This is a genomic window from Coleofasciculus sp. G3-WIS-01 (assembly GCF_040223135.1).
Taxonomy (GTDB): domain Bacteria; phylum Cyanobacteriota; class Cyanobacteriia; order Cyanobacteriales; family Coleofasciculaceae; genus Coleofasciculus.
This window is the reverse complement of sequence record NZ_JAVJZI010000045.1, coordinates 1-16898: the sequence shown is the minus strand read 5'-3', so window position 1 is coordinate 16898 and position 16898 is coordinate 1. Positions and strand designations below refer to the sequence as shown.

14 protein-coding genes and 1 pseudogene are annotated in these 16898 nt (G+C 46.4%); 3 read left to right on the top strand and 12 right to left on the bottom strand.

The features are described from left to right. Positions 1-62 precede the first annotated feature (62 nt). Complete coding sequence (locus RIM23_RS04595) at positions 63-236, bottom strand: hypothetical protein (RefSeq protein ID WP_446364856.1); 174 nt, start codon at positions 234-236, stop codon at positions 63-65. A 212-nt stretch (positions 237-448) separates the two neighbouring features. Continuing rightward, positions 449-1093, bottom strand: a complete 645-nt coding sequence (hisB, locus tag RIM23_RS04590; protein WP_446364860.1) for an imidazoleglycerol-phosphate dehydratase HisB — start codon at positions 1091-1093, stop codon at positions 449-451. Positions 1094-1255: 162 nt separating this feature from the next. Between hisB and RIM23_RS04585 the strand changes: the two are divergent. Continuing rightward, positions 1256-1378 (top strand): annotated as a pseudogene (locus tag RIM23_RS04585) (DNA starvation/stationary phase protection protein); the annotation flags it as partial. Positions 1379-1423: 45 nt separating this feature from the next. On the opposite strand, the gene RIM23_RS04580 reads toward RIM23_RS04585, so the two are convergent. From RIM23_RS04580 to RIM23_RS04535, 10 genes are all read right to left on the bottom strand, one after another. Beyond that, positions 1424-1936, bottom strand: coding sequence for a hypothetical protein (locus RIM23_RS04580; protein WP_446364854.1), 513 nt, complete (start codon positions 1934-1936; stop codon positions 1424-1426). 171 nt (positions 1937-2107) lie between these two features. After that, positions 2108-2887 (bottom strand): ABC transporter permease, encoded by a 780-nt coding sequence (locus RIM23_RS04575; RefSeq protein ID WP_446364852.1) that lies wholly within the window; start codon positions 2885-2887, stop codon positions 2108-2110. Positions 2888-3874: 987 nt separating this feature from the next. Beyond that, positions 3875-4408 carry a chemotaxis protein CheW gene (locus RIM23_RS04570; RefSeq protein WP_446356430.1) on the bottom strand — a complete coding sequence of 178 codons (534 nt, stop codon included), beginning with the start codon at positions 4406-4408 and terminating at the stop codon, positions 3875-3877. A gap of 177 nt (positions 4409-4585) precedes the next feature. Then, entirely contained in the window at positions 4586-4723 is a 138-nt protein-coding gene (locus tag RIM23_RS04565; protein WP_446364850.1) for a hypothetical protein, read from the bottom strand. 52 nt (positions 4724-4775) lie between these two features. Then, complete coding sequence (locus tag RIM23_RS04560; protein WP_446364848.1) at positions 4776-8228, bottom strand: response regulator; 3453 nt, start codon at positions 8226-8228, stop codon at positions 4776-4778. A 319-nt stretch (positions 8229-8547) separates the two neighbouring features. Then, a complete protein-coding gene (locus RIM23_RS04555; protein ID WP_446364846.1) occupies positions 8548-11406 on the bottom strand; it encodes a methyl-accepting chemotaxis protein in 2859 nt (952 codons plus the stop codon). 299 nt (positions 11407-11705) lie between these two features. Next, a complete protein-coding gene (locus RIM23_RS04550) occupies positions 11706-12281 on the bottom strand; it encodes a chemotaxis protein CheW (protein WP_446356422.1) in 576 nt (191 codons plus the stop codon). A 138-nt stretch (positions 12282-12419) separates the two neighbouring features. After that, entirely contained in the window at positions 12420-12785 is a 366-nt protein-coding gene (locus RIM23_RS04545; protein WP_446364843.1) for a response regulator transcription factor, read from the bottom strand. A gap of 140 nt (positions 12786-12925) precedes the next feature. Next, positions 12926-13291 carry a response regulator transcription factor gene (locus RIM23_RS04540; RefSeq protein WP_446364841.1) on the bottom strand — a complete coding sequence of 122 codons (366 nt, stop codon included), beginning with the start codon at positions 13289-13291 and terminating at the stop codon, positions 12926-12928. Positions 13292-13374: 83 nt separating this feature from the next. After that, positions 13375-14574, bottom strand: coding sequence for a response regulator (locus tag RIM23_RS04535; RefSeq protein ID WP_446364839.1), 1200 nt, complete (start codon positions 14572-14574; stop codon positions 13375-13377). Between the two features lie 400 nt (positions 14575-14974). Here RIM23_RS04535 and RIM23_RS04530 point away from each other — a divergent pair, with 400 nt between their 5' ends. Both RIM23_RS04530 and RIM23_RS04525 read left to right on the top strand, forming a co-directional pair. Beyond that, positions 14975-15829: a lipoyl protein ligase domain-containing protein gene (locus tag RIM23_RS04530; protein WP_446364858.1), complete on the top strand. Its 855-nt coding sequence runs from the start codon at positions 14975-14977 to the stop codon at positions 15827-15829. A gap of 89 nt (positions 15830-15918) precedes the next feature. Beyond that, the gene (locus RIM23_RS04525) at positions 15919-16512 is read left to right on the top strand and encodes a cysteine hydrolase family protein (RefSeq protein WP_446364837.1); all 594 of its coding nucleotides are present in this window, start codon (positions 15919-15921) and stop codon (positions 16510-16512) included. The last annotated feature ends 386 nt before the right edge of the window (positions 16513-16898 follow it).

The following is a 16898-nucleotide window of genomic DNA, read 5'->3' as shown; positions in this document are numbered from 1 at the left end:
TCTTTGGGTCGGTTGACGCGACAATTGAAGGTGCTGGATCAGGCACAAGTGTAGGCGCGGGATTATGCACAATTGTAGGGGCGGGATGAGGGACTAAATTCAGCTACCACCGATAACGGAACAACAAAACCCGCCCTCCCCACCAATAACGGAACAACAAACCCCGCCCTCCCCACCAATAACGGAACAACAAAACTCACCATAATCCCCACCAATAACGGAACAACAAAACTCACCCTAATCCCCACCTAAATTTATCAATTAACCTCAAACCCGACAACAAAATCCACCTGATTTTAAACCGCGATCGCACGCCAAAGATGTAGTGATAGGGTGGAGCAGGGCGGGTTTTGTAGAAAGGTTATGGGTTTGTCTGTTAATTTTGCCCCTAAACCCGCCCCTACATTAGATTCACTGCCCCGATATCAGAAGACAAATGATTATTAAGTCACAAAACCCCCTTAGAACTGGGAATCATTCCAGCGCGACGGGGATCGATTTCTGTTGCCATACGGACTGATCGCGCAAATGCTTTAAATGTAGCTTCGATAATATGATGAGAATTAATTCCATCCAGTTGGCGGATGTGCAACGTCATTTGGCTGTGGTTCACCAATGCGACAAAGAATTCCCGCACCAGTTGTGTATCATAGGTACCAACCCGTTGAGTGGGAATCTCCAAGCCATAGCTTAAATGAGGACGCCCCGAAAAATCGAGTGCCACTTGGATTAATGCCTCATCCAAGGGTGCGATAAAATGACCAAAGCGGACAATCCCTTTGCGATCGCCTAATGCCTGAGCAAACGCCTGTCCCAATGTAATGCCAACGTCTTCATTGGTATGGTGATCGTCAATTTCGATATCACCGGTTGCTTTCACGTCTAAATCAATTAACCCATGAGAGGATAGCTGATGCAACATGTGATCCAAAAATGGGATACCTGTGTCAGCACGACAGGTTCCTGTACCATCGAAATTCAGGCTAACCTGTACATCAGTTTCACCGGTGGTACGTCTGACGGTTGCTGTCCGGGCGGGGAATAGAGGACGTTGAGAGTGGGAATTGATACCTGTGCGATCGCTGGTTTGCATAGTCGCTTCTGACAAGGGAGAACACCGTCTATTATTGTCTCACACCCAATTGCCATTCACTCATGTCTCTGTGTCCCCATCTCCCCCATCTTTCCTGTCTCCATATCTTCCCTTAGTTATTAACCAGATTCTCCCAACCATGCTAAAGTAACCCTAGACACTGGCGATCGCGCCACCCGCTACTTGTATGAACAAATCCTTTTGAAAACTGAGGAACGGGCGTATCATTTGAACCATTTCCTCGCACCGGATAGCTTAACTTTGGGCTTTGTTAAAAAAAGCTAGTCGTTAAGTAGAGACGCGATATATCGCGTCTCTACATTAATTTATCTATTTAATAATTTGTGTATCCGGCGGTAATGTTGTTGCATTTGAAACTTTCTTAAACACCGTCGCATTATTAAATTCTTCAGGTCGTTCTTCTCCCGGATTCGTTCCCGCAATTTGTACAAGCATTTGACCCTCCGGAGTCATCTCAAAAATCGTCATTACAGTCGCCCCCTGCGCCAAGTCAATATCCAAACCCATCGGCTTAGTGCTCGATTCTACCTGGTAACGCATTTCTAACGCCCGTTGTGGTTCATCCGCAAAGGGTGGGGCAGTCATGAAGAGTTTGCCGTCTGGCGTCAAAATCCAGGTGATCATTTGACCGGGTGTCATTTCCCCTTGCCATGTACCCACCACATCGTCAGCAGCGACGTTTTTAGTGGATGCGATCGCAACTTCAGCAACGGCGGGTGAGAGTAATGAATGAGAACGGATGGTTAACCCTAGGGTACTCAGGACGCCCAAACACAGACCAGAAGCGAGAAGGCGACGGGGGGTAACAAAAGAAGAACTCATAAATGTGCTGTTGAAACTAAGGCTATCGTAGCATCACTTAGGGAAGCTGGAGTGTTGGGGTGCAGGGGGGGCACAGGTGCACAGGTGCACAGGTGCACAGGTGCAGGGAAGATGAGGGAAATGGAGGTAACTAACAACTCTACCTTGCACTGTTCTGTGTTCCCTGACATTTCAAGGAAGTTTTAATTGGGCTTGGGCGTTGAAAAATTGATGATAAATACCCTGAGTCACTAAGATTGTCGTAGTGAGGTTAGTTGTCGCAATCATAAACATGACTAAAATTTGGTAAGATGCCGCATTCAATGGGTCAATGCCACTCAGAAGTTGACCTGTAATAATTCCTGGTAACGTCACAATCCCCACCACCATCATTTGATTCAGGGTAGGAATTAATCCGGCGCGGATAGCATCTTTGCGGTATCCCGCCACAGCTTGTTGCGGGGTAGCGCCTAAACTCAGGTGCGTTTCAATTTCCAAACGACTACTGGTAATCGTACTCACCAAGCGTTCACCCGCGATCGCAGATCCATTCATGGCATTGCCCAAAACAATACCACCCAAGGGAATCAGGTACTGGGGCTGATACCAGGTTTCCGGTTGAATAATCAGTAGATTGGTATAAATCAACGTTAAGGCACTACAGAAGAAAATCGAACCGAATACTACCCAGAATAGTCGGGGTATTTTTTTGCCAATCCGGTTACGGGCGGTAATCGCCGCAATGGTTAGCATTACCAGAAAAACGCCTAAAACTGCCAAAGGATTCTCTAAGGCAAAGACAATCCCCAGAAAAAACCCCACCACCAAAAGCTGTATCACCGTTCGCCCTGTCGCGATCGCTAACGGTAACTCCAAACCTAACCCCTGCCAACTGGATAAACCAATCGCGATCGCCATCATGCCCAATCCCCAAACCAAATCAATGGGGTCAAGTTGAATAAAAGAGTTCACGCCTAGGCTATATCTCCTGTATCACCACCGCCATCATGCACGATAACTATACCAACGCTCAAAAAGCAACCATTCAACCACTGATAACGGGGAGCATGTTGGATTAGAGTATTCTACGCTAGCATTTGCAGGAAGAGTAGGAAAACGAGTGTGGAGAATCAAATAGTCGATTTAGTCACTGGCGGTTTAGCGATCGCTATCTTAGCAGGGGGTCTACTGATGCTGTTCAAGGGAATCTTTGCCTTTGAAGATCAAGACAAGCAATAAACATTGCTTATGCCAAAGAAACCCCCCCTAGATTGACAGAAGCTAGGGAGGGTAAAGCCGGGGGATGAGGCTGCATTCTAATTGAGTTTATCCCCCTTAAAGAATAGTCTGAACGCCCGATGTTGGTTTTCATGTTGGCGTTAATGTGTAAGGTTTCTGGAAAATGTCTTTTTCTGAATTCACTCGCCTCAAATGGTTGCCTGTAATTTGGTATTAGGGTGAGCCATCAAACTCTTTATCAAATAGCGCTTCGATAAAGGCAAAACAGCCGACTAAGTAAGCCATCAAAATCATTAGTTCTAACATAGTCACAATCTCCTTGATTTACTGACTTCAGTTTTAGGTTATTTGTTCTACACTCTCATCCTCCTTTAGTATGGGGATAAATGCCGTGCGATCGATCTATGAAATTGGTGATTTGTTTGGCTGCAAAGAAGTGATGGTGAGCAACAATCCATGTGATCAAAGTCCGCTAATCTAATGAGATGTATCACGGGTTACCTTAAAGGACAGAATGTAGCTCATTCACAGGAATAAGACGCGATATGTCACCTCTGTTAAAAAGTAAAACAACCCTCGCCATTACTCGTTTACTCGTTTCCAGGTTCCACCTGGAAATGCCCCTTGAGCGGCTCCAGCCGCTACTCACCTCCAGGCAGAGCCTGCCAAGGAGCATTCCTAGGCAGAGCCTAGGAACGAGAGTGACGTCTCTACAATGTTTCATACTTTACTCGTTAATGTGCCAATTTCTTGGAAGATTGGCATCAGTAAATCCACATCCAGTAAAAATACAGTAATCGGTGCTTTGTCTTGGGGAATGACGGCTACATGACTGGCAACTTCTAGGGTATCTGCTCGCCGATAGGATTCGGGAAGTAGGCGAATTGCTGATAAAGGTATTTCCATTAAAATTGGTGTGTCAGTTACCGGAATTCCATATAAGTCACCTGTCGTGTTTCTAACCACAATTAAATACCCACCAGTACCCGATTCCTGAATCGGGCTTTGCTTAAAAAATCGCCAATACAAGTCTACAACCGTTACTTCGCGATCGCCTAAATGAGCAACGCCGACATGATTGAGCCCACTACTGTAGATTTGTGTGTGATCTACGACTTTATAGACTGACTCAATGCGTAAGGCTAGGTGCAGATTCCCCATGCTGAAAACAATGAATTTTAGAGACGGGGTAACTTGTCTAGATTGGGATAAATCAGTATCGTTGGGTTGAAATTGAGTAACTAATGTTGTCATTTGTCATTCGTCCTTTGTCAAAACACTGATTTCACAGATTTATTGGAGAGAGTGGGTAGGGAAGTGAGAGGTTAGTTACACTGATTACATCGAGAAATTGGTTTTCTATCATTTGTCATTCGTCCTATGTCATTTATCGAAAAATTATTGCACTCTATCGGGGCGGGTTTAATGATATCAGGGTGACAACCTTGCCGTTAGGGGTAAAACCAGCCCCGACAACAGACGTTCCAATTGTTTCCCCATTTCCCCATTTCTCCCAGCTACCCCAGCTACCCCAGCTACCCCAGCTACCCCAGATCCCAGACGCGCCATGGCGCGTCTCTACATGCTCCCCCTGCTCCTGATAACTGATAACTGATAACTCTCAAGAGGGTTGCAATTGCGGCTGTTGTGACTTATTCTGGGTCAAAATTTGTTCGATCGCACCCAAAAATTCTTGCTCTAGATAGGGTTTGGTAAAGTACGCATTTGCCCCTAAATGCCGTGCTAACCAGCGATGTTTATCGTTACTGCGGGAGGTTAACATAACCACGGGAACCTGGGAAATCTGGGGATCTTGGCGACGTTGACCGAGAAATTCAAACCCGTTCATGTTGGGCATTTCAATATCACACACGACTAAATCAACGGCAGAACTTTGCCGCAATTGTTCTAGTGCTTCCCGCCCATCTCGTGCTTGCAATACCCGACATCCGGCTCGTTCTAAGGTGAGTGCTAGTGTCCGCCGTAATGCTACCGCATCATCCACCACTAACACGGTGGGGGCTTTCGCTGTTTGAGCTTTTACCTCATTCTTGTGAGCAGAACGGGACTCCGTAATACTCACAAGAGTGCGGTTGTTGGATGTGATCGAGATTGACTGGCTACTTTGACCCAAAAGCTGATCCATTAAGACTGCACCGTCAATCACTGGGATTAAACTGCCGTCCCCTAAAATAGTACAACCGTAAGTAAAACTAGGCGGCGCGATCGCACTACCAAAGGGTTTAATCACTAATTCCTGTTCTGTCACCAGACGATCGATTTCTAGGGCGAGAACATAGTGATCTTGACGCAAAACCAGCATCGGTAACGCCCAATCTGTCGGTGATGGAACGGAAACTAAGGCTTGACTAGGACAGGTTTCGGGTAAGGGACAAGCATAGTCCAATAAATCCGTTAACCGATAGGTGGGGACAATTTGACCGCGCCAGCGTAAAAATCGCTGTTCTCCGGTGGTTTTTACCTGATTGCCTTTGGGAATGACAATTTCTTCTACACTGTCTGAGGGTAAAGCCAAGGCGGTGGAACCGACGAAACAGACGAGTAACTTCCCAATGGTTAGGGTTAAAGGCAGACGTAAGGTAAACGTTGTCCCCACTCCAGGGGATGAATGAACCGAGATCGTCCCTTTTAAGGATCGCATCTGCGATCGCACCACATCCAATCCTACACCTCGCCCCGACAGTTCGCTCACTTGTTCCGCCGTGGAAAATCCGGGTTCAAACAGGAATTCAAATAATCGATTCGGCGTCAGCGTCGCCAATTGTTCCGGTGAAACAAATCCCATCGCAACCGCCTGCTGAGTGATGCGTTCAGTATTCAATCCCTGACCATCATCTTTGACCTCAATAATAGTTTGACTTCCTTGGTGATAGGCACGAATTTCAATTTGCCCGACTTCCGATTTCCCCTGCTGACGCCTTACATCTGGCGATTCAATCCCATGGTCAAAGGCGTTGCGAAGTAAATGCATTAGCGGATCATAGAGTTTTTCTAATGCCGCTTTATCTACCAGAACATTCGTCCCATTCAGTTTCAAATTAACAGATTTTTCATACCGAGTAGACAAATCTCGGATTACACGGGGATAACGGTTGAGAACCTCACCCAAAGGCAACATCCGCGCCCACATCAACTCATCTCGTAAACTGGTCAGCATTTGCCGTTGCTGTTCCAGGGTTTGATCCGATTGCTTGGCAAATAGGGCTACATCATCCACCGATTCTTCTACCTGCACCATATTTTCAATGAGCTGTTGCAGTCGGGAGTTGAGGATACTATAGTTATCTAATTCCAGGGAATCAAACTCTTCGGTGCGACTGACAAATTCACTCAGTTGATTGAGCAGGGCGATGTTGATCTGGGGGTTATAGCTCTCAGGTGAAATCAGCATCTTGTCCGAGAGTTCCCGCAAATGACTCACCATGGTTTGCACTCGGCTAAATCGCTCTAATAACTCTCGTACCGATCGTTGCAGTTGTTGGTGTTGCAGGGATAAGCCATTCCGGTTAATCGCTAACTCACCCACCAAGTTATTCATGCGTTCGAGTCGTTCGGAGTCAACCCGCACGGATAGGTGAGGTGTCGCCGTTTCTTTAGGGATTTTCCGGGATACCGATTGAGGTTCTTGTTTCTCGGATGTGGGTTGGGCAGATGGATGAGTGGTAGAGAGTTCCTTAGAACCGGGTTTTGAGTAAACGAGGCTACTGGAGGTAAGGGCTGGCGTCGCGTCATCACTCGCCCTTGGTACAGGCAATTCCTCAACCGCAGGTAATTCTTTAAACACTTGCCCAATGGATGCGATCGCGTCTTCTATGGTTTCTGGTGCAGGCAAACTCAGACTCGATGCCGATGCTGCTGTTAATTCCTCTTCTGGTTCTACTTCTGGTTCTACTTCCTGGCTTGTTTCTGTTTCTATCTCACCAAAAACATCCTCTAACGAGGGAACCCCCTCTTCTAAATCGGCTAAAAGCGGTTCAGCATCAGTATCCAAAGACGAAGAAGACAGCGATTCGTCGGATGCTGGGAAACCTAACCCCCCACCCCCCTTCGGTGAAGAAAAATCTTCGTCCTCTGTCATCCCCCCTTCGAGGGGGGAACGAGGGGGGTGGGAAGAGGTAGTCTGACTCCCCTCTCCTTTGAGGGGAGGGGTGTCAATACTGCTCGGATAAGCTTCCCCCAGAAGGGCGGGTTTAGTTAAGTTATCGGTTTGGCGCCATAAGTTATCCGTCAAACCCGCCCCTACACCCCCTGCTTCAAGAGCTTCAGCCACACCCGCTAACGCCATTAACTGAGGCGATGGTGTACCACCTTGGCGGCGATCGCCATTTAACACCGCCAGTCTGCCTGCGTCAAAATCAGCCAGGGCGAGTTGAGTAATCTCTAACGCCTTGTCTGGGTGGGCATTTAGCGCCGTAATTGCCGTGTTTGCGATCGCGCCAAATCCTGGTAGATTTAAAAGTTCGGCAAAACCCGCAAATACATCCGCTTGCGCCCGTAACTCTCCCGCCACCGGATGGTTTTCTGGATCTGCCACAACTTGAGACAGTAATTCCAATCCTTGTTCCACATCCACTTCAAAGATGGATAATGCCATATCCACCCCTAATTCTGATGAACTAGGAATAAAATTATCTGCCTGAGTTAACGCATCACCTAAGCTTGCTTCAATCTGCTCAAAAATCGGTTCAGCAATGGCTAACGCTTGCTCTTGATCAAACTGATTTGTGGCAATCTGCTCCATCAACGGTAGACGTAAACAGTCATAAGCTTGCAGCAATTGACTCTCTAAGTCTGTATCAATTTCAACGGTTTTGTCATAGAGTGCCTTAAAAATATTTTCTAGGCGATGAGCGATAGTTTTAATCGCATCCAATTCTACACTCGCCGCACCTCCTTTTAATGAATGAGCGGCTCGCATAATTCCATGAACATTTGCCGTGCTACGATCCAGGCGAATTTTAAGCAAACCGGCTTCAATATTCTGGAGAAGTTCCGGTGCTTCTTCAATAAAGAATTGATAGGCTTGATCGCGAATATCGGGGTTGAGTGCCATTTGTCCTTCGTCCTTTGTTCTTTGTTCTCCCCCCTCGCAGGGGGGAATGAGGGGGGTCAACTTCTACTTAAATAGGACTTACGCTTTCTTGACAGCACAGGCGCTACCTGTAGGGGCTCTTTCATTGCCGTGCCCCTACCATAAATGGCATTTGTGCGTAAGTCCTGTTAAAGTCAATTGGTTCTTGGGTTTGGGTGAAGCATTTGGGAAGAAGCATTGATGTTACCGTGACAACAGATAGTCCCCCAAATGCTTCACCCCTACAACCCTACAACCCTACAACCCTAACCACAAATGACCAATGACCAATGACCAATGACTAATTCAACTTAAACTTACCTACGTCAGATTGTAGAGTTTGTGCCACTTTTCTTAGTTGTTCAAACGAGGACGAAACAAAACCAGCTTCTTCTGAGGTTCGGGCAGCAATTTGAGCCACATCTGTCATCGTTTGGGTCACATCTTCGGAGGCTTTGGATTGGATCACCGTAGCTTCGGCAATAGCTTCAACTAATTGGTTAATCTGGTTAGAAGCCGTGGCAATTTTGTTCAGAGAAGCACGAGTTTCGTCCACTAATTTTGTACCCGTAACTACCTGTTCTGTACCTGCTTCCATCGCTGCAACCACTTCATTCGTTTCCCCTTGAATTGCCGCCACCAGTTTTTCAATTTCCGCTGTCGCTTCTGCCGATTGCCGTGCCAAGGCACGTACTTCGTCTGCAACCACCGCAAACCCTCGTCCCTCTTCCCCAGCGCGAGCTGCCTCAATCGAAGCGTTCAGCGCTAGCAGGTTGGTTTGGGCTGCAAAGGTACTAATCAGGTTAACAACCGTGGAAATCTTTTGTGACGATTCACCCAAGTGCTTGACCTTTTTCGCTGTTTCTGCTACCGTTTCACGAATAGCCAGAATCCCTTCAACCGTCCGGTTCATGTTGTTGTCACCTTCTGCCACTGTCTGAGACGCCTCACGCACCGCCAATTCTGCTTGTTCAGCGTGGGACGCAACCATGCGTACCGTTTCTGCCATTTCTTGGGCGCGGCTGAGGGCGCTGGAAATTTGCTCGGCTTGGCGCAAGGCTTCGTGGGATAGGGATTGAACCGCAACTTCGTTACTGCTCGTGGTTGTCGCCACCTGGGTTGCCGCGTCTTGCACCTGTTCAACAATCTTGCGTAAGTTTCCAACAGTAGCGTTGTACGAGTCAGCGATTGTACCGATTTCATCCGCTGTTACTCGCGCCCGAATGGTTAAGTCACCTTTACTAATCGGGTCTACTTCCTTCAGGAGTTCTAAAGCGCGTTTTTGCAAGCCTTCTTTCAATTCCCGTTGTTCTTGCGCCAGTTTGTCGGTGGTTTCCATCAGCATTACTCGGTCGATTACCAGTCCAATTTGACCCCCTAACTGTTTGAAGAAGTTGACTTCTGCCGTTTGCCATTCACGGGGAACCGAACATTGGTGCGCCATGATCAAACCATAAGGCTCACCTTCATGGAGAATCGGCACTTCTAAATTAGCTTTAACACCCAGACGTGCCATTAACTTCTGTTGTTCAGGGGCAAGATCCGTTTCAAAGACATGATTGGTGGCAACAACGCGGGCGTCTTTATACACCTTGCGTTGTTCCTCAGACAGGGTGAGTTCTTCAATCTTGTCATTGAGGCTACGGGGCCAACCCATGGCGACGGATTCAGCCGCCACATAGCTACTGCCATCTGGGTTAAAGCGGAAGATCATCACCCGTTCAGCATTGAGGATTTTGCGGGTTTCCTCAACCGCTTTCTGGAATAGATCGCGGATTTCCTGGGATTTCAAGGTGCGAGAACCTGTAATATCTGCCAGTAAGCGGGCTTGTTCAGCAGCGAGTTCTTGTTCTTGAATAAATACCTCTAACTGAGCCGCCATATCATTGATGTTGGCACCCAGAGCAGCCAGTTCGTCATCCCCTTTAACCTGCAAGCGAGTATCCAAGTCACCTTGACCAATTTTTGCCACCGCACCCGCTGCATCCACAATTGGTCGAGTTGCGGTGTTGGCGACAAAAGCCGCGATCGCACCTACCATTAAGGCAGCACCACCTGTCCCTAATCCCAGCGTCCAGAGCATGTTCCGTTGCGGTGCAAACGCCACCTCAGTGGGACGAACAATAATTAGCGCCCAGTGTAGGTTATACCGTTCAGCTAGCTCTTCTGTAGGGGAGTAAGTAATAACGTCTTCCCGTCCAGTTCGCTGTTCAACAATGGTCAGGACTTCTTCCTGGTTTTGTTGAACTTTACTATACATCGTGGGAAACTTTTCCTCGAATGTTTCACCAATATCATTAGGATCGTCTGCAGCCACCACGTTACCTGACGAATCAATCAGGTGAAATTCTTGTTGCCGGTCTTGGGTTACACCGAAAATTCCATTCACTCGTTCCATCGGCTCACGGGTGCGGATAACACCAATGGTTTTACCTGTCACGGAATCCTTAATCGGTGCGGTTATATAGATACCGTACCTGTTAGTCGTTTCAGAGAGCCGTGGTTCCGTGATGTAGACCTGATTCGTTTTCAATACTTCTTGAAAATAGTCTCGGTCAGAGTGATTTTCGAGAATTTCTCCAGAGTCCGATTGGGCAATAACGTTACCCTGAAGGTCAAACACACCAATACTGTCGTAACTTTCGTACAGTTTCTCATAGGCATTGAGCAGACGTTCCTTTTCTTCCTTGGGTGTAATCTTCGCAATTTCAGCATTATTCAACACCGGAAGTTCTGCCATGACTTGAATGTCACTGTAGCGTTCTGCCATGAACCCATCTAATTTGTCTTCCAAGTCAAGTGTGTTCGTTTGTTCGTTACTCACCACTTGGTCATACATCCCGCCACTGGCTGTGAAGTAGGCAGTCGCACCCACAGCTAACACGGGTAATGTTCCAATCGCTAGGGCTAAACCAATTGCTTTACTTCGCAGACTAGACAGCAACCCGCGACCGTTTGAACGCTGTTCTGGCGTTTTGCCCATCGCCTCGAGTGAGGCTAATTTGGGTAGGGACTGATCTGAAGCCGCAGGCATCCGATAAGGCATCGATGGGGGATAGTCACTCGAATAGGTTTGAGCCTCAATCGGTAGATTTTGCGAGTGGGAACCACGACCATTGGTATCGTGATGGGAATTCGGTTTGGGAGAAAGTCTAGTCATGGATCAAAACCTTTAATACAAAATACGGAGGGGTCGGCAAATTGCTCAAAACTGGACTTATGAGACTTCATTTCCTACGGTTTGCCACCGTGCCTCTTTCCATTGGCAGGTGTTCTACGATAGGATATGGAATCTGATAAGCCTTTTCTCAGAACTCTGACTTCGATTACAAGCTAGGTAGTCGTATTCAATACTCAAACAACAACGAATTGATAGCGCAAAGGTAGAACACCCTGATTTGTAATTGATGAGTTAGAGTGAAAACATTGAAAACTACTTCTTATTTGTTAAGTCACCTCTTAAACAGATTGCTTTGGCATCGATGCAATAATCGCTTTGCCATCAATAATCACTAGCATTTCACCATTATTTTTCAACCAGTACCCGCGCAAGAATGGCACCAGTTCCGGGGTAACACTAGCAGAGGGAGGAGATTGAATCCAATCGATATTACACCATTCAATATCTTCAACTCGGTTAACCACCAGTCCTAACATTTCACTGTTGCCATGGGTGGAGTTTGATGGTTTGGTTGTGGCTTGCAACACAATAGCTGTATAAGCTGAACCACTAGCAGCTTGTTGATACCACGGCGTAAGTCCAACTAAGTGACCTAAATCAACCATCCATAAGACTTCACCCCGCCAATTGTAAGCCCCCATTACCCAAGCTGGCATTTGAAAAATCGGGACAATTTGACCTCTGGGAATCGTCAATACTTCAGTCAGTTGGTGAATGGGTAATAAGGCGGTGGTATCCGGTAACAAATGAAACCGCAAAAACTGTTCATTTTCCTGGGTAGAAGAACCCGATAATTGTTCTTGCTTTGGGATAGTGGGTAAGGAACTATTTGAGCTGAGTAAGATGTTGGACATTGACATTCTCTACAACTTGGGTAGTGTGAGGATCTTGCTCATGTACTTCTGCCGGCGAGAAAGATAGTTACACTTTGCGTAGGCTTCGCAAACGCACTACTTTTGCCAAAATGAGATGCGCCCACGTTTTATCGTTGATCAGCTTCTAATCAACTGTTTCACTGTGCGTACAAGTTCTGCCTGATCAATTGGTTTAGCAATGTAGGCATCAGCCCCTTGTTTCATGCCCCAAAATTTATCCATTTCGCCACTTTTAGTTGAGCAAATAATCACCGGTATGCTTTTGGTATGAGCGGCATCTTTAATATCTCGGCAAACCTCAAATCCACTCCGACCTGGTAAAACAACATCCAGAACAATTACATCAGGTTTTTGAGTGCTAAGTTTGCTCAGTGCTTCTTCACCACTGTCAGCCGTTACAACCTTGATTCCTTCTTCCTGTAAGCAGCGAGTAATGACTTGTAAATCTGTCAAGCAATCTTCAACAACTAAAGCAGTCCCCATAGTATTGACCTCATGAAAAAAAGAATGGAAGGTGGTTAGTCTAGATTAATCATTAGATTTTGGATTTTCTTTCGGTACATCTCAGGATTCACTTAAACTCAATCCAGTAATGACCAATCTAGACTCAATAAACATTAAGCCTATCTCATCGTCAGTTGTTTGACGGTACGCAGCAATTCCTCTTGATCAACGGGTTTAGGTAGATAGGCATCAGCGCCTTGTTTCATGCCCCAAAATTTATCCATCTCGCCGCTTTTGGTCGAGCAAATCACAATCGGAATTTTGCTGGTATCAGCAGCAGCTTTTAAATCGCGACAGATTTCAAATCCACTCATACCAGGAAGTACAACGTCTAGGACAATGACATCGGGTTTATGGGTGTTTAATTTTTCTAGGGCAGCTTCACCACTATCAGCCGTCAATACGTTGATGCCTCCTTGCTGTAGGCATTTAATGATGATTTGCATGTCGGTGGCAGAATCTTCAACAACTAGGGCAGTTCCCATGACAGTTACCTCGTGTAAAACAATAATGGATGATTGTGATTGAATACTCGTTGTTAGTCAGTGGTTTTCACTAAGATAAATGACTAAGGACTAACAACAGTCTGCTTAAGATGCTTGCTAATAACATTGAGTACAGTCCCGGCATCAATGGGTTTATTCAAGAAATCTGATGCGCCCACTAATTTGGCTCGAACTCGATCGACAATGCCATCTTTTCCGGTCAAAATCACAATCGGTGTATTTTGGAATGCTTGCAATTTGCGTAATTTGGCGCAAATCTCATAACCATTGGTATTTGGCATCACCAAATCGAGAAAGATTACATCAGGTTTACGAGCAATTAAAAGCGCGATCGCACGCAAGCCATCGTCGATGACTAGAGCTCGATAACCACTGGCGGTGAGTAGTTTTTCCATGGTGTGGCAAACCAAGGGACTGTCATCTACACAAGCAATTAGTGGCTGGATAGATTGTGTAGTGGTGGCTGGAGGTTCTGAACTCCCTTGCTTCACCGGATTCGGTAAATCAGGGATAGAAATCAACTCCACCAATCCCCAGCGAATATAAGGCAACAGAGAACGAGTCACTTGCAAGACATCCCGCTTCATCTGCACCGCCACATCCCGCAATGTATGTTTCCCGTCTAAAAGTTTGCTCAGGAGTTGGTAAACTGCATCTGAAGTACGGGCTTGCAAAGCTTGTGGTTGTTTTATAATTGGTGCAAAGTTAGGAGAATAGTCCGCCACCAAATCGTGATGCCAAGCTTGCCATTGCTGATTAGCCTGTGCGATGGCTTTTTCTACATCAATGACCGGAAGTTGGGTTGTAATGGTATTATCTTGTTTGATTTGGTAGGTGGTTTGCTGGGCGTGGGCAATATCAAACAAGACTTCTGTAATTACCGATTGAATTAGGTGAGTCGCCTGTTCATCTGTGATTTTCTGTTGCTTTGCCCATAAAATCAACAGGTAATATTGCCAACAGGTTTTACAGTCGGCTTGATTAAATCCGGTTAAATCACGCTGTATGGCTAAGCGATCTGCCTTTAAATGAGGGCTATGGGCGGCGACATTTCTCAGCCACCTTCTCACTGGATGAGTTCCACCGGTGGCATACATCAGATGACCTTGGCATAGAAAAAACAACCATTTTTGATTGTCTGGACTCGTCAATATCAGATGACCGCTAAAGCGAATCCGTTTTAATGTTTGAATAAATTGAACTTGTTTAGACGCAGTAAACAAGCTAAAAGAAACATTCGGGTTGAGGACTTTAACGGTCATGACGACACCATATTTATGACGAGTTAATGGATCTAAGACTGCTCTGCTACACCCTGTTCACTATTTCTACTTATCCTGATTCCTGGCTATTTAATTAATAGCACTTTGAATAGGGTGTTGTGGGCAAAGCTCTAATAGTTTTATAAAAACTTTTTTCCCTTTTCAATAGAGGAAAAATGTCATACATTATTTTTATGTATTACGCTCATCTATTTACTTTGGTAGTTAGATATTCTTTAATGTAATTATGTCCATAATTAATAGATTTCCCCTAGAATTACTTCGTATTAAACCGTATGACGTTTTGGGGAAAACAAGATAAAACGAGAGGGAAGTGGCAAAATACAAATGTAAACTTTTGTCTAGTGTATGACAACGATTGCAAAGATTCGATGAAGCGATGAACCCAATCCTGACGAGCCAATCACCTTGGCGTTTAATTCCCCCTCTGTGCCTCCCAGGAAAGCTTCAGATGGCAATTGACCAATGGCTTTTGGCAAAGCAGCAGGAGTGCAAGGTTGTAGGGGCGGGCTTTACCGATAACTTGGCTAAACCCGCCCTTGTAGGGAACCAGGGGGGCAAAGATGCTGGGGAGAGTTTGCCGCTTTGTACTAGGAATTCTCCAGTGCTGCGGTTTTACACCTGGGAATCCGCCACAATTTCCCTAGGGTATCATCAATGTCGTTGGTCTCCGACTTGGCAAAATCTGACCTGGAAGGGAAAACCGATTCCCCTAGTTCGACGCCCGACGGGAGGACGCGCTGTGCTACACCAAGGTGATTTAACGTATATGGTGGTGACTTCAGGACTCAGCAATAAGCGCCTTGAGGCATATCAGCAGATTTGTGAATTTTTGATTCAGGGATGGCGATCGCTGGGTGTCGATTTGCACTATGGTAAGGCGGGACGAGATTATCGCCACAATCCCAATTGTTTTGCCACGGCTACTGGTGCAGATTTGGTCACAACTGAGGGGTATAAACTGATTGGCAGCGCTCAGTTGCGACGCGGCGACGCTATATTACAACATGGTTCGATGCGTTTAGAGCCAGATACTGAGTTATTTGCTCAGGTGTTTGGCGAACCTTATGCTGTCAATTTACCTCTGACTCAGCGAGGGGATGATTTAAGGCAAACGGTGATAGAAGCGCTGACGCAAGCCGCAGCAGATTGTTTTGGTGTGGAGTTTGTTGTACAACCGTTATCGGATCTGGAGTGGCAAGAAATTTTAGCTACATATCCGGGGCGGGTTTAGTCCCATCCCTTGTGAGGCAAGTAAACAATAATAGTAAAACCCGCCCCTACACAGGCGCCATGATAGATAAAGCGGAAGAAAGATGACAAATGGTTGATCGAAACTGGCAGCAATTTGCCTTACTTTTAATTGATGTGCAACAGGATTTCTGGAATCCGGAATTAGAGCAAGGGTTTCCAGATTTCCAGTCAAATATTGCTCGTCTGCTGTGCTTCTGTCGTCAAGAGGGACTAGAGGTGGTGCATCTGCGGGAAGTTTTTAACCCCGATGGTTCAGATTGGTTACCACGATATCGTTTGCGGGGACGTGCGGTTTGTGTGCGGGGAACGCCGGGAGCCGAGGTGTTAAGTGTGGCGTCGGCGCAGTCTGGAGAAATGGTGATGGAAAAGCAAACCCAAGATGGGTTCCATCATCCTCCGTTGCTGGATTATCTGCGCTCTAGGGGGAAAAGATTTGTCCTGACAGCGGGATTGGTGACATCGGTTTGTGTTCTGTTAACCGCCGCTTCCGCCTCTCAGTTGGGGTTCTTGGTTACCGTGATTTCTGATTGCTGCGCCGATTATCCCGAAGCTCACGCGATCGCACTCCGGCGGTATCAAGGCTTTATGCTGGGGTTAGCCCGTCTTGACGAACTCCCACAACGGTGGGGAAATTGGGTGGCACAAATTGAGCGGTTAGCTTGACAGCAGGGATGCGGGGGATTACTTCTGAGTTGCGATCGCCTTCTTATACCATGTCCGTCTCAACAATTATCATTTCCTTCTACCTTGCCACTTTGCTCCTTACCTTCTGCCATCTGCCTTATAAATTGCCAAAACTTCACAAATTTCTGTATCAAATACTACTCTTAGGGGAGCATTTCTGCTTTTGTTCGTGGTATTTTTGAAGTAGGGGTTATACCTCAAGTGAAGCCAAAGGAATGTTTACCTTCACCAACCTTGCCCTAAAAGGGACAAGGATTGACCAAGCCAGTTTGGACAACGTAAGCGGTGAATAGCTCGGTTTGAGCCTAGTTCTGGCACAGACTTGGGAATACTTCCCTAGTTCGGACTAGCCTCTAAGCCTAATT

Excerpts from the sequence above, each read along its gene's own strand:
- RIM23_RS04570 (WP_446356430.1), bottom strand. The coding sequence starts at position 4,408 with ATGACAACATTAGTTACTCAATTTCAACCCAACGATACTGATTTATCC.
- hisB (WP_446364860.1), bottom strand. The coding sequence starts at position 1,093 with ATGCAAACCAGCGATCGCACAGGTATCAATTCCCACTCTCAACGTCCT.
- RIM23_RS04535 (WP_446364839.1), bottom strand. The coding sequence starts at position 14,574 with ATGACCGTTAAAGTCCTCAACCCGAATGTTTCTTTTAGCTTGTTTACT.
- RIM23_RS04565 (WP_446364850.1), bottom strand. The coding sequence starts at position 4,723 with ATGGCGCGTCTGGGATCTGGGGTAGCTGGGGTAGCTGGGGTAGCTGGG.
- RIM23_RS04540 (WP_446364841.1), bottom strand. The coding sequence starts at position 13,291 with ATGGGAACTGCCCTAGTTGTTGAAGATTCTGCCACCGACATGCAAATC.
- RIM23_RS04530 (WP_446364858.1), top strand. The coding sequence starts at position 14,975 with ATGAACCCAATCCTGACGAGCCAATCACCTTGGCGTTTAATTCCCCCT.
- RIM23_RS04580 (WP_446364854.1), bottom strand. The coding sequence starts at position 1,936 with ATGAGTTCTTCTTTTGTTACCCCCCGTCGCCTTCTCGCTTCTGGTCTG.
- RIM23_RS04560 (WP_446364848.1), bottom strand. The coding sequence starts at position 8,228 with ATGGCACTCAACCCCGATATTCGCGATCAAGCCTATCAATTCTTTATT.
- RIM23_RS04550 (WP_446356422.1), bottom strand. The coding sequence starts at position 12,281 with ATGTCCAACATCTTACTCAGCTCAAATAGTTCCTTACCCACTATCCCA.
- RIM23_RS04525 (WP_446364837.1), top strand. The coding sequence starts at position 15,919 with ATGGTTGATCGAAACTGGCAGCAATTTGCCTTACTTTTAATTGATGTG.
- RIM23_RS04545 (WP_446364843.1), bottom strand. The coding sequence starts at position 12,785 with ATGGGGACTGCTTTAGTTGTTGAAGATTGCTTGACAGATTTACAAGTC.
- RIM23_RS04555 (WP_446364846.1), bottom strand. The coding sequence starts at position 11,406 with ATGACTAGACTTTCTCCCAAACCGAATTCCCATCACGATACCAATGGT.